Here is a 13,521-nt window from a genome sequence, read left to right on the forward strand (position 1 = left end):
AGCGCAGGCCGGGGGGCGAATGTGCAGATAAAAAAATATATCTTCGCCCCATCAGGATTATGGACTATAACAAATACGAAGCGGTAATAGGACTGGAAGTACATGCACAACTGCTAACGGAAAGCAAGCTGTTCTGCAGTGACAGCGCAGCATTTGGCGGCGCTCCCAATACCCATATCAGTCCCATTACCCTGGGGCACCCGGGCACCCTGCCCCGTATGAACAAAAAAGCAGTGGAATACGCTGTACGGCTGGGCCTGGCCTGCCACTGCGAAATAGCACAGGAGAACTATTTTGCCCGCAAGAACTACTTTTACCCGGATCTGCCTAAAGGCTACCAGGTATCCCAGCATACCGCGCCTATCTGCAACGGCGGGTATGTGACCATTACTACCGCAGCCGGCACCCGCAACATTCAGTTGAACCGTATACATATGGAAGAGGACGCCGGCAAATCCCTGCATGACCAGGAGCCGGACAATACCCTGGTGGACTATAACCGGGCCGGGGTGCCGCTGGTGGAGATCGTGACAGAACCGGACCTGCACAGCGGGGATGAAGCCTATGCTTACCTGACTGCGCTCCGGCGGCTGGTACGCTACCTGGAGGTATGCGACGGGAATATGGAAGAGGGCAGCATGCGCTGCGACGCCAATATTTCCATCCGGCTCAAAGGCGCCACTACCCTGGGCACCAAGGTGGAAGTGAAGAACATGAACTCGATCCGGAACGTTAAAAGAGCCATTGAAAATGAGATAAAACGGCAGGTGGAGATCGTGGAGAGCGGCGGCGCCATTGTGCAGGAAACCCGCAGCTTTGACGCGGCCAATGGCAGCTCTTTCTCCCTGCGCTCCAAAGAGGAAGCAAACGACTACCGCTATTTCCCGGAGCCGGACCTGGCGCCGTTCAAACTGAGCGACGATTTCCTGGCAACGGTAAAGGCCTCCTTACCGGCACTGCCCGACGAACTGGTGGAAAAATATACGCAGCAATACCAGCTCCCGGAATACGATGCCCGCGTGTTGTGCGACGATAAGGCCACTGCAGCCTACTTTGAGCAGGTGATAGCGGCTGCGCCGCATTACAAGGCTGCCGCCAACTGGATGCTGGGCCCTGTAAAGCAGTACCTGAACGAACATACCGGCGGTATGGAACAGTTCCCGCTCCCGGCCGTTTCCCTGGCAGCGCTGATAGACCTGACAGAAGCCGGCAAGGTAAGCTTTTCCATTGCCTCCTCCCGCATATTCCCGGAAATGGTACAGCAGCCGGGCAAAACGCCGATGGAAATAGCCACCGCGCTGAACCTGCTGCAGGACACCAATGCAGACAACATTACGCCCATTATTGAAGCGGTGCTGGCCAGGTACCCGGCCAAGGTAGCGGAGTACAAAGCCGGCAAAAAAGGCCTCATAGGGCTGTTTGTGGGCGAGGTGATGAAAATGTCGCAGGGCAAGGCGGACCCCAAGCTCACCAACCAGTTGCTGGCAGAGCGGCTGAAGTAAGGGCATAGTTTCTTACATTTGAACGACTCTTATTCATCATAAAACAAAAGAGGCCATCATTATGAGATTGAGCAATATGAGAAAAATAGCCCTGTGGCTGACCATCGGCATGCTGCTGGCAGGTTGCGGGCAGCAAACAGACAAAGGCAGCTTCAACATAGATGTGCATCTCAGCAATGCTCCGCTGGGACAGGTATTCCTGGAAGAGCTTACGCTGAAGGAAGTGAAGGTGGCGGACACTACCAGCCTGAAAGACGCCAGCGGCCGGTTTGCCCTGAGCGGCACCGTACCGGAACAGGGATTGTACCGCATACGCTTTGGCAACAGCAAGTACATCCTGCTGGCCCTGGGCGCAGATGATATTAAGATTGAAGGAGATTATAACAACCTGGATAAAATAACCATCCGGGGCTCCGAAGCTTCCGTGGCCCTGCAGCAATTGCTGAACGAGGCCAATGAGAAAGGGCAGGCCCTTACCCTGGAAATGCGGGCTATAGACAGCCTGCAGGGAGCCAATACGCCGGACAGTATCCTGCAGGCGAAAGTACAGCGCCTGCAACAGCAGGAGGCCGACCTGCAGCAGTCCTTTATCAGCCATGCGGAAAAAACGCCTTACCCGGCCAATGCCGTATTTGCGCTGAGCATGGTAAACGATCCCACCAAACTGATCGAACAAAAGCAGGTGATCAACAGCATTGCCCAACGTTTCCCGGACAACAGCCTGGTAAGCAGCCTGAGCGCCCGCATCAGCGAAATGGAACAACAAGCCGGCGCCGGTTCCGGGGACGAAGCCAACATGACGGCGGTAAAGGTGGGCGACACCGCCCCGGACTTCACCCTGCCGGACCCTTCCGGCAAAATGGTAAAGCTCAGCTCCTTCCGTGGCAAGTACGTGCTGGTGGACTTCTGGGCCAGTTGGTGCAAGCCCTGCCGCATGGAAAACCCGAACGTGGTAAAGGCCTACCAGCAGTACAAGGACAAGAACTTTACCATACTGGGCGTATCCCTGGATAAAAAGAAAGAAGCCTGGGTACAGGCCATACAGGCCGACGGTCTTACCTGGAATCACGTGAGTGACCTGAAGTTCTGGGATTCCGCCGTAGTGCCTTTATACGGCATTAACGCCATTCCCACCAATTTCCTGCTGGACCCGCAGGGGAAAATCATTGCCGCCAACCTGAGAGGCAATGCGCTGGAGCAGAAGCTGCAGGAAGTAGTAAAATAAGATTGAAATATCCGGTTTAAACCCAATAAATTAAATAAGGGATGGCGCAGTGCCATCCCTTATTCTTTATAGGAAACAACCCTGTTAATCAGGCATTACCCTGATACGGCACTGCACCGGGACGATCTGGCTGTCATCATCCATCGTAAGCAGGAAGTAAAAAGCCCGCTCCTCAAAACTACTGCCGGCGGCGGGAGCGCCGGTAATAGCCGGGCTGGCCTTGCTATTAAATTCAGCAATGCTGGTAGTGATGGTAACACTGGTGCCGCCTACGCTTACAGCCCCATCCAGGTAGGACGGCGTGCTGCTGGTATTCAGGCCGGTAACCGTAAGGGCGGTACTGCCTGCTATGGCTTTTGTTACTTCTTTAATTTTCAGTCGGGCATTGGAAGGTATGGTTATGTTGAAGCTGAATGTTGCATTACCTCCGTTATATTGAACAGTATAATACGGGTTAAACCCGCTGGTTGTAGCCCCTTCAAAGGTCACCGGTATTTCCGGCTTGTTGTCCCTTACAATATCGTCGGTAAAGTCCTTGTCGCATGCCGCGAGGCTGAAGACGCCGGCGACCAGGAGGAATATTTTGAGTATGTTTTTCATCTGTTACTTTTTTTCTGTTTGAATTTCTGTCTGCTTTCGCCGGTGATCAATTCGCATCCCACCAAACTTTTACATTAGGCAGCGGGCTGGGTGTAAAAGCCGGGTTACGGGATACTTCCTGATCAATATATTGTGCCCTTACCGGGCGCGTACCGTCTACACCCACTGCATTGTCATGCTCCGGCAGCACCGGGTAGCCGGTTCTGCGCCAGTCGTTCCAGGCTTCCAGGCCGTTACCGGTCCAGGCAATATATTTCTGCTCTATGATCTTGGCTACCTGCTGTTCCGTAGAGCCGCTAAGTGTTACTACATCCGGGCGGGCGGCAAAATAGTTGTCGATCTCGGTGGCGGTCAGGCCGGCGTCCAGCATGGAGGCACGGATACCTTCCTCGTATAAGGATTGAGCGGTGGCACCTGCCGGCAAATTAATGCCGGGCAGCGTCAGCTCCGCTTCCGCCAGGATAAAGGCCCTTTGCGCATTGGTAAGCAGCTTTACCGGCCCCACACCGTTGGCGCCGGTTATTACCGTGCTCCAGCGTGACCAATTGCTGGTGGGCTGGGGCAGCGTACCCCGGTAACCGTTATCCAGTGTTACATAACCGGCGGTATCGGGCTGGGTAACGAATTTTTCCAGGCGGGGATCGTCCAGCGCCTGCAGCCTGCTTACATAGCGGCTGCTTACAATCAGGTCATTCCGGAAACTGCTTTCATATATATAAAAGTATACCGGGTTCTGGCTGCCGGTGCTGGCGCCGAAGTTGATGCCCAGGTTACCTGCATTAGTTGTAATGTAAGCGCCGGTGCCTTTGGCCAGCACTTCATTGATCACGCTGGCAGCCAGGGCTGGCTCCCTTTCACTGATCTGCATGGCAAATTTTAACAGGAGCGTATTCCCAGCTTTTTTCCAGGCAGCCACATCGCCGCCGTACGCAATATCATCATTACCGGGGGTGGAGGTGGATTCCATTTCCAGGTCGGCCAGGCCTTCGCGTACCATATCAAAAAGGCTCTGTATGCCTTCCCCGCCTTTATAGATATTTTCCTGTGCGTCTATCCGGGGCGTGATCAGCTCCAGGTCGCCCTGCAGCGCTTCGGAATAAGGCACATCGCCCCAGGTATCTGTAGCAATGCTGAAAGTGTAAGCCATCATGATCTTGCCTATACCGGAATAGGTTTTGGCGTCTACCGCGTCGGCGGCATCTATCATTTTTTTATACACGATCAGGGCGCCGCCATATATCTCGAAGCGCCACTGGTTGCCAAAGTCCGCACCATTGGTGTTATAAATATCATAAGCGGCAGGACTACCGCCGGCGCCGGTCAGGTAGTCCGTTATCACGGCTGCAAAGCGGTTCAATTCATTAGCGTTGGAAAATGCGGAGCCGGCCAGCCCTGACGACAGCAGCAGGGAGGGCGGTACATTCGTAGGGTTGTTGGGTGTATCGTTTACATCCAGGTATTTCTTGCAGCCTGCAAACGCCACAGCAAGCAGCAACACCAAGCTATATATTAAAGTTCTTTTCTTCATCTGTTGTCATTTTTAGCAGGTTAAAAAGTAGCACGCAGGTTCGCGCCATAGCTTCTCACATTGGGCGCACCGTTGTAATCAAAGCCGCGGATATTGCCGGCGCCCTGGCTGTTCGTTTCCGGATCGCCGGGAAAATGCGGTGCATAGAACAGCAGGTTATGCGCGCTCAGGCCCACGCTCAGCCCGCCAAAGGGTGTCTTGTTCAGCAACTGGGAAGGCAGCGCATAGTTCAGGGAGATCTCCCTTAAACGGTACACCGTTGCGTCAAATACCGCTCCTTCGGAAGCCAGGCCGCCCAGGGCGCCCCAATAGGTTTGTGCGCTGATCTGTATGTTGTTGGGGATGTATTGCTTGTCTGCCACTTCTATTACGCCCGGCAGAATTCTCGGCTGATCCCTGTCAGCCGCCGTAATCTCCAGCGCGCCGGTATTTTTCAGGTCCACCATACCAAAAGAATAAATATCACCGCCCTGGCGGGTATCTACCAGGAAGGACAGGCTCAGCCCCTTGTAGCGCAGGGTGTTGGTAATACCGCCCAGCCAATCGGGGTTAGGATCTGCGATCACCTGGCCGGCTTCGCCGGGTACATACACGCCGGTAGCGCCATTCACCAGCAGCTCGCCATTATCGTTCCTGCGGAATTTGGTGCCGATGATCACGCCGTAAGGCTGATCTACCGCAATGGAAGGCTGTATGCCGATGAACGCATTGCCGGGGATAGCGGAGCTCTCAATACCCGGTGCGATCTCTTTCACCATGTTCCTGATGCGGGTAAAGTTTACGGACACATCCCAGCTAAAATCTGATACGCGTACCGGCGTAGCGTTCAGGAGCAGCTCGATGCCCTTGTTGGTCATCAGGCCCACGTTGGTAGTGCGCGTATCAAAGCCGGAAGAGTTGGATACATTCACATTGAATATCATGTCGGAGCTCCTGGTATAGAAGTAGGTTGCGTCCAGGCTCACGCGATTCCGGAATAAGCCAATATTCAAACCTCCCTCATAGGATGTAGTGAACTCCGGTGTTAATGTATTGCTGCCTATCCGGGTGGATGGCTGGAAACCGGGGATGCTGCCGCCGCCAACGGAAATAGGGAAGGAGATACTGGCCAGGTTATTACCAAAACCGGCTTTTGCAAATACCGTCTGCAACAAATAAGGATCGGCATCATTACCCACCCTGGCGATGGCACCTCTCACCTTCAGGTAGGAAAGTACATCAGATTCCAGTTTAAATGCTGTAGTAGGCACAAAGCTAAAGGATGCAGCCGGATAAAAATACTTGTTCTTATCCTTCGGTAAGGTGGAGGACTGGTCCAACCTACCGGTCAGTTCCAGGTAGAGGTAATCTTTATAGTTAAAGTTCAACTGGCCATAATACCCTACCAGTCTTCTGCGCTCGGTAACCTCCGCGCTTTGGGAAAATACGCTGGCATTGCTGGGATTCTGGAAATCCGGGATGGTCAGCTCTTCTGCAAAAACAGTGGAGTTCTGGAAATCGCGCTGGTTCAGGTTATGCCCCAGCAAGCCTGATACATTTAATCCCTGGGTGAACAGGTTATCTTTATGTGCCCGGATCATCAGGTCGCCATTCAGCTCGGAGCGGAAGAACTGATCCTCTACTACCTGGCCGGTAGGCGCCCTAGCGGCTCCTATTTCCAGGAACAGTTTCCGGCGGTCCGTATATACGTCAGCGGTTACGCGGTAGGATACATTCAGCCAGTCCGTAATGTCGCGGCCGATGATAAAGTTACCAAAAACGCGGTCCACCTTGCTGGTCAGCCGCTCATGTTCGGTGCTCCACAACGGGTGGTTCTGCGAAGGGTTGTAGTAAATGCTTTGTTTATTAGCATCCTGGTAAGGCATACCTATCAGGTCAAAGCTCCTGGGAATACGGGTGAGCTGGCCGGCGGCGCTGCCGCCATTGCCCTGCGGCACCCCGCCCTGCACACTTCTTACATAATTGATGGATGCATTGAAAGTAATGCCATTCTCCAGTTTTTTGTTACCCGCCAGTTGAATGCTGTTACGGTCAAACTTGGTGCTGGGAATAACACCGTTCTGGAACATGCTGGAGACAGAAAGGGAAATGTTGTTATCCGCCGTACCGGAAGCCAGTTGCAGCCCGTTCTGGATAATATGGCCGGTTTTAAAGAAATCCTTCACGTTGTCCGGGTAAGCCCTGTAGGGTACTCTTTCTCCCCAGGAGGTAGTTACGGAATCCAGGGTACCGAAGGCCGGCCCCCAGGAACTGGTGGTAGTATTTATGAAATCATTGTTGATACCCTGTCCGTACTGGTTCTGCAGTTTGGGCCAGCCGGACACCTGCTGGAAATTAACGGAAGAGGTAAAGGTAACTTCCGTTTTACCGGTCAGTTGCTGCCCTCTTTTGGTAGTGATCACAATAGCGCCGTTGGATGCACGGGAGCCGTACAGTGCGGCAGCAGCAGGGCCTTTCAGTATATTAATGGATTCGATACTTTCCGGGCTGATGTCGGCCAGGCGGTTGGCAGGCTGGGAGCCGAACAAGGTGTTTTCCGTTGCATCCAGGTCGTTACTGAAAATGATCCCGTCCACCACTATCAGGGGTTGGTTGTTGCCCGTAAAGGAGGTGATACCGCGGATGAAGATATTGGTGCTGGCACCGGGGGCGCCGCTGGAGCCAACAATGTTCACACCGGCCACTTTACCTGCCAGTGCATTCAGCACATTGGGCTCTGACTTTTGCGACAGTTCATCGCCGGTAACATTCTGGGTGGCATAGCCCAGGGAGCGTTTATCGCGCACAATGCCCTGTGCCGTTACCACTATTTCCTGCAGGCTCTTGGTATCGGTTTTTAACTGCAGGGAAAAATTGGTGCGGTTGCCCAGGGATACTTCCTGTGTTTCATAACCAATAAAGCTGACCACCAGCGCCTGGGCATCCTGACCGGCTTCCAGCCTGAAATTACCATCGGGGCCGGTAAGCGTACCGGTGTTGGTTCCTTTAATAGAGATGGTGACGCCCGGAAGCGGCGCGCCATCTTTGGCATCCGTTATCTTGCCGGTGATCGTGCGGGTCTGTGCCAATGCCTGCACTACACCCAAGGCCATAAACAGCCATAGCAGTAAAGATTTTTTCATGAGCGATTTTGATTTGATTGAAGGTTAATTTATCTGACTGAGTTTTCATGTATAGCAGTCCCCCGTGCTTATCTTGTATTAAACACTCCCACAGGCAATGAGATTACACTGGCTTATAAACGGGCAAACAATCCGGGCATCATCTATCATAGGAACCCCTCACAAACGATATGTTGCGGCTATTCCATAGGTTCTGCTAAATTGGGTATTTGTTGTTGCTACGATTCTTTTTCCTTCTTTTGGATAACAGGCCCTGGATCTTGATTTTGGTCTAGACTTAATTTAGATTTTGTGGTGTTCAAACTCATTCATCACATTTGCAATATATAAAATACCAGGGAACGGGGAGCTACAACTTATATGTTATGTAGTGTAAGTGTAACGCATGTTTCATAAGGCAGATTTTGGTTGATTAAAAAGTTGATTACAACTATAATTTACAACAAAAAAACCAATTAGGTATCAACGGCCTGCAAAAAATAACTTCATTTAATAAATAAATATAATATTTATAATAATCGTTATTAATATAGCGCTATAAAAACGAAGAGGCCGCCTCGTTACAGGAGGCGGCCTCTTCTTATCTGGTATATACCCTTTATACTATTCTACATCCCACCATACTTTTTCTGTAATGGTCTTTATACCGGGGAAGTTGCTGTTCCGCGTAAGTTCTGTATTGGGATACAGCATACGCATGGGGAACAGGCCTGCTCCCAGCACGGAAGCTTCTGACCGTACAAAGAAAGTAGGATAACCAGTACGGCGCCATTCTGTCCAGGCCTCAAAGCCCTGGTTGCCACACATCGCAAAATACTTCTGCGTGATGATGGCTTCGATCTGGGCATCCATGCCGGCGGGCCACTGGGCTACTACATCCGTAATATAAGTACCCGGATCTACATCGTAAGAGGTGAAACTGGCAGTAATGCCCTGCTCATACAGTTGCTGTGCATTGCCGGACAACCAGCCACGGGCGGCAGCTTCTGCCTGCAGGAAGTAGCTCTCGGCAGCGGAGATCAGCTTCACGGGGGCCAGGGCGGAGTTAGGATCGCTGGCGCGTGCTCCTACTATGTAAGACGGTGTACAGATGGTAACCGTGGGTGTTGTATTAAAGCTGCCCTGCGGTATAGGCGTTACCGTGGTAGTACCGGGAATAGGCCGGTAAAATACCAGCACACGCGGATCGTTCAGCGCTTTCATGGCATTTACGGCAGTGGCGCTGGCTACCAGGTTCTGGGTCCTGCCCAGCCCGATCATTTCAGCATTCAGCGGGTTCTGGTTACCGCCGGTAGTGCTGTACTCGATCTTGGCGTCTACCGTCAGGAAAGGCTGGCCTTCCAGTGCGGCAATGCCAGCCTGGGCCTTGTCGGCGTCCACTTCAGACAGGCGGAGGTAAGCGCGCAGCTTCAGCGTGTTGCCGAATGCGGTCCATTGCTCCATATCTCCCTGGAACACCAGGTCTTCAGAACCGGGTGCAAATGCGGAGGAAGCATCGATCAGCGCCAGTCCCTGATCAATATAGCTGAAGATGCTGTCGTATATCTCCTGCTGTGAGTCATACCGGGGATTCAGGTTCTCATCACCCAGGCCGGCGTCTTTCAGGGGCGCATCTCCAAATGCGTCCGTGATCAACTGGAAATCATAGGCTTTCAGCAGGTAAGCAATACCAGCGTACTGCTTGTACTTTTCCTGCCCCTTGTTGCTGATAATGATCTGCAGGTCTTCCAGGGCATCATTATACAGCATACCCCAGGGCCGGTCAAAGCTGGAAGAGCTGGGTTGATACTGGTCTATGACTTTGTACTGGGAAGAGTATGGAGACTGTGTCCAGTACTGGCCCCATATGCTACCGAAGATCTGGAACGGGTTGCCCACCACATGCGCAATAGCGGCCTGCGGAGAAGGCATGATCAATGGCACATCCACTTCTTCAGGCAGGTTAGGGTTGTCGTTTACATCCAGGAACTTCTTACATCCGGTTACAGACAGTGTCAGCACTGCCAGCATGCCTGCTACGGATTTGGTTATATATCTGTTCTTTGTCAATTTCATGTTCGATGATCTTTAACTTTTAAAAACTTAGAAAGTGATCCTCAGGTTCACGCCATAGTTCCGCAGGGAAGGCTGGGCCGTAAAGTCAAAGCCTTGCTCGTTCGAAGCACCGCCGGAATTCACTTCCGGATCTGCATAAACGTTCTCTGCAGCGGTCCACAGGGCCAGGTTGTTACCAAAGACGCCAATGGAAGCAGAGCCAAACGGTGTTCTCTTCAGCAGGTGAGCCGGCAGGCGGTAGCTCAGGCTGGCTTCACGCAGCCTTACATAGGAACCATCTATCACGTGCTGGCCGGAAGGGATCTTGCTGGTAAACCAGTCCTGCGGGAAATAACCATACTCTGTATTTTCCACATACTTGCCCGGTTCAGTTTCGATCACGGAGTTTTCCCAGATACGTTCTTCGCGGCCGCCTACTACTGTTTCAGGAGCAGTGCCTACAAAGTCCATGATGTCCTTGGTGCGGGAGAAGAACTTATTACCCTGCTTGGTATCGAAGAGGATGCCGAAGCTAAATCCTTTGTAAGAGATGTTGGCGCCCAGTGAGGCCATGTAATCCGGGTTGTAGGAGCCCAGGTATACGGCTGTGCTGGTCAGTACCGGCATACCGTCTGCAGGGCTGATCACTACACGGCCCTGGGGATCGCGTACAATATCCTGGGCATAGAAGGTACCGTAAGGCTTACCCTTGGCGGCAACAATGGCCATGCCACCAACACCGCCCAGTACTACCTGGTCTACGCCACCGGCAATATCTATCACTTCATTGTCATTCTTGGTGTAGGTACCGTACAGTTCCACGGTAAAGCCGGAAGCCGTACGGATGGGTGTGCCGCGCAGGCCCAGCTCAATACCTTTGTTCTCTACTTCGCCTGTGTTCAGCACTTTGGAGGAGTAGCCGGTACCGGGTGCGATGGGCACATTCAGGATCTGGTCTTTGGACCTGTTATTATAATAAGAGAAGTCTACGGACAGCCTGTTGTTCAGGAAATTCAGCTCTGTACCTACTTCATAGGCGGTGGTGATCTCCGGTTTCAGGTCTGCATTACCAATGCGGTTGCCCTTGGTATAGCCGGGAATGCCATTGAAGGGGAAGGTAGTGTTACCAAAGCTGCCGGCAATGTCTGTTTTATTGAAATAGGTAGCCAGCAGGAAAGGATTGGCATCGTTACCTACCTGTGCCCAGCTTGCGCGCAGTTTACCATAGTTCAGGATGTTGCTGATAGAAGACCCTTGCAACAACTCGGTGAACACAAAGGAACCATTCACACTGGGATAGAAGAAAGACCTGTTTGCCGCCGGCAGGGTAGAAGACCAGTCGTTACGTGCAGTTACACCCAGGTATAACATCTGCCGGTAGTGCAGGTTCAGGTCGGCATACAAACCTACCAGGCGCCTGGGCAATTCTTCGTTAAATGTATATACCGGGCCGTCGCTGTTATCCAGGCTATACCATCCCGGCACTACCAGGCCGGTAGACCGGTTGGTTTGCGTGATCAGGCTATTGAAATTACGGATACGCACGTTATGGCCTACCATCAGGCTGGCGCCAAAGTCGGAGCTAAACTCTTTTTTGGCGGTGATCATCAGGTCGTGGGTGAACTCGGTCAGGTTATAGTTTTCCTCACCGTATTTACCGTTGCTGCTATGGGTATTGTCCTCGGAGTAATCCACCCCCAGATCATCTGCAGGGATCACACTGAACTTGGGATACTTGTACTTACGACGGTCAGAATAAATATCTGCGCCTACCCTTTCCACTACATCCAGCCATTCCACCGGCTTGTAGGTAATGGTAGCATTACCGGTTACGCGGTCCACTTCGTTCTCATTGCGGTAATTCTTCAGGATGTAGTACGGGCTGATGGTATAAGCACCGTAGTAACCATACACTTCCGTGCCATCTGCGTTATAAAAGCCGCCCATGCTGTAGTACGGGTTATTCAGATCGCCCATTTTATCCAGGGGAATATCCCGGGGCGTCTGAATCACGTTGTCATACACGGAGCCTTCGCCCTGACCGCCCTGTACCAGGTTACTGTTGATCTTGCTATAATTAACAGAGATGCTGGTGGTTATTTTATTACTCAGCTCGGCGCTGCCGTTAAAGCGCACGCTGTACTTGTTATATTTATCATAGTTGCCGGGCATTACTCCATCGGAGTTCAGGCTGTTCAATGATAAATAGTAGGTGGTTTTGTCACCGGCACCGGAAAGGGCTACGTTATTGTTGAACATGGCGCCCGTTTCAAAGAAGTTCTTTACGTTGTCCGGCTGGGCCACATAAGGCTTTTGAAGGCGCACGCCGTTGATGGACTGGCCCCATTCTTTCATTTCGCCGTCAAATGCCGGGCCCCAGCTCCAGTTCTCCTTGGGGTCGATCACGCTGTTGTTGTACCCCTCGCCGTACTCGTTCTGGAATTCCGGCAGTTTCAGGATGTTGGAGAAGGTAACGGAGCTGTTCACCGTTACTTCATTTTTCTTGCCCTGGCGCCCTTTACCGGATTTGGTAGTAATGATCAAGGCACCGTTGGAGGCACGGGAACCGTACAGTGCAGCGGCAGCCGGGCCTTTCAGCACGGTTACGGACTCGATGTCCTGCGGGTTGATATCGTTACCGCGGTTACCGAAGTCAATGCTGCTGCGGCTGTCATCGCCACCAATAATGCTGGAGTTGTCGATGGGCATACCATCTATTACCAGCAATGCCTGGTTGTTGCCGGCAATGGAAGAACCGCCGCGGATCACGATCCTGGAGGAACTATTGGGGGCAAAGGCGCTGCTGGAAATGTTCACACCTGCCACTTTACCGGCCAGTGCATTCAGCGGGCTGGCCACCTGCGCCTTGGTCAGGTCTTCTGTTTTCAGTGTGGGAGCGGCGTAGCCCAGGGAGCTTTTGTCACGCCGGATAGCGTTGGCCGTTACAACGGTCTCAGTAAGGTTGGTAACATCGGGATGCAATACGACATTTACATTGTTGGTGCCTTTCAGCGTTACTTCCTGGTCCTGCATACCTATGGACCTGAAAACCAGCGTGTTGGACCCTTCGGGTACCTGCAGCGTGTATTCGCCGTCGGGGTTTGTAACAACGCCTGTGGAGGTGCCCTTTACTAATACGGTGGCACCTATTACCGGTTGACCATCATCTGCTGATGTAACCTTGCCTTTGATGGTGCGGCTCTGTGCAAAAGCCTGACCGACAAGGAACAATACTGACAGCAGAAGAAATAGACCTTTCCTCATAAGCAGTTTAGTTTTGTTGATATTGTTTTGTTTGGTTCAAAAAATACTACGTCCCCGGAACGTCTTGCAACGTCCGTTTAAATAGTTAACACATCGTCATGAATTGCTTAACAGGGAGTGTGCAACCTCCGTAAGCAGGTATAACAGCAGATTATCTTTTATGTTCTTGTAAGCAAAGCTTCCTGATTGCCTCTTAACGATTATTTAACGTTTCAAAATTAATGCTATTCATATTAGAAATACGCG

General features: G+C 52.1%; 7 protein-coding genes. 2 read left to right on the top strand and 5 right to left on the bottom strand.

Annotated features, from left to right (window positions below; genetic code table 11):
* Positions 1-59 precede the first annotated feature (59 nt).
* The gene (gene gatB, locus LX66_RS03785) at positions 60-1,502 is read left to right on the top strand and encodes an Asp-tRNA(Asn)/Glu-tRNA(Gln) amidotransferase subunit GatB (RefSeq protein WP_145710555.1); all 1,443 of its coding nucleotides are present in this window, start codon (positions 60-62) and stop codon (positions 1,500-1,502) included.
* A gap of 61 nt (positions 1,503-1,563) precedes the next feature.
* Positions 1,564-2,727: a TlpA disulfide reductase family protein gene (locus LX66_RS03790; protein WP_145710556.1), complete on the top strand. Its 1,164-nt coding sequence runs from the start codon at positions 1,564-1,566 to the stop codon at positions 2,725-2,727.
* An 84-nt stretch (positions 2,728-2,811) separates the two neighbouring features.
* Here the strand turns inward: LX66_RS03790 and LX66_RS03795 are convergent, their stop codons facing one another.
* The 5 genes from LX66_RS03795 to LX66_RS03815 form a co-directional block, all read right to left on the bottom strand.
* Positions 2,812-3,327, bottom strand: a complete 516-nt coding sequence (locus LX66_RS03795; protein WP_145710557.1) for a hypothetical protein — start codon at positions 3,325-3,327, stop codon at positions 2,812-2,814.
* Between the two features lie 46 nt (positions 3,328-3,373).
* A complete protein-coding gene (locus tag LX66_RS03800; RefSeq protein WP_145710558.1) occupies positions 3,374-4,855 on the bottom strand; it encodes a SusD/RagB family nutrient-binding outer membrane lipoprotein in 1,482 nt (493 codons plus the stop codon).
* Positions 4,856-4,875: 20 nt separating this feature from the next.
* The gene (locus LX66_RS03805) at positions 4,876-7,977 is read right to left on the bottom strand and encodes a SusC/RagA family TonB-linked outer membrane protein (RefSeq protein ID WP_145710559.1); all 3,102 of its coding nucleotides are present in this window, start codon (positions 7,975-7,977) and stop codon (positions 4,876-4,878) included.
* A 603-nt stretch (positions 7,978-8,580) separates the two neighbouring features.
* Positions 8,581-10,032 carry a SusD/RagB family nutrient-binding outer membrane lipoprotein gene (locus LX66_RS03810; RefSeq protein WP_145710560.1) on the bottom strand — a complete coding sequence of 484 codons (1,452 nt, stop codon included), beginning with the start codon at positions 10,030-10,032 and terminating at the stop codon, positions 8,581-8,583.
* 27 nt (positions 10,033-10,059) lie between these two features.
* Entirely contained in the window at positions 10,060-13,275 is a 3,216-nt protein-coding gene (locus LX66_RS03815) for a SusC/RagA family TonB-linked outer membrane protein (protein ID WP_145710561.1), read from the bottom strand.
* Positions 13,276-13,521: the final 246 nt, after the last annotated feature.

Origin of the sequence: Chitinophaga japonensis (assembly GCF_007830125.1) — a bacterium.
GTDB classification, from domain to species: Bacteria; Bacteroidota; Bacteroidia; order Chitinophagales; family Chitinophagaceae; genus Chitinophaga; species Chitinophaga japonensis.

Bases quoted from the DNA above. Each gene is read 5' to 3' on its own strand.
- gatB (WP_145710555.1), top strand. From the start codon at position 60: ATGGACTATAACAAATACGAAGCGGTAATAGGACTGGAAGTACATGCA.
- LX66_RS03795 (WP_145710557.1), bottom strand. From the start codon at position 3,327: ATGAAAAACATACTCAAAATATTCCTCCTGGTCGCCGGCGTCTTCAGC.
- LX66_RS03805 (WP_145710559.1), bottom strand. From the start codon at position 7,977: ATGAAAAAATCTTTACTGCTATGGCTGTTTATGGCCTTGGGTGTAGTG.
- LX66_RS03800 (WP_145710558.1), bottom strand. From the start codon at position 4,855: ATGAAGAAAAGAACTTTAATATATAGCTTGGTGTTGCTGCTTGCTGTG.
- LX66_RS03815 (WP_145710561.1), bottom strand. From the start codon at position 13,275: ATGAGGAAAGGTCTATTTCTTCTGCTGTCAGTATTGTTCCTTGTCGGT.
- LX66_RS03810 (WP_145710560.1), bottom strand. From the start codon at position 10,032: ATGAAATTGACAAAGAACAGATATATAACCAAATCCGTAGCAGGCATG.
- LX66_RS03790 (WP_145710556.1), top strand. From the start codon at position 1,564: ATGAGATTGAGCAATATGAGAAAAATAGCCCTGTGGCTGACCATCGGC.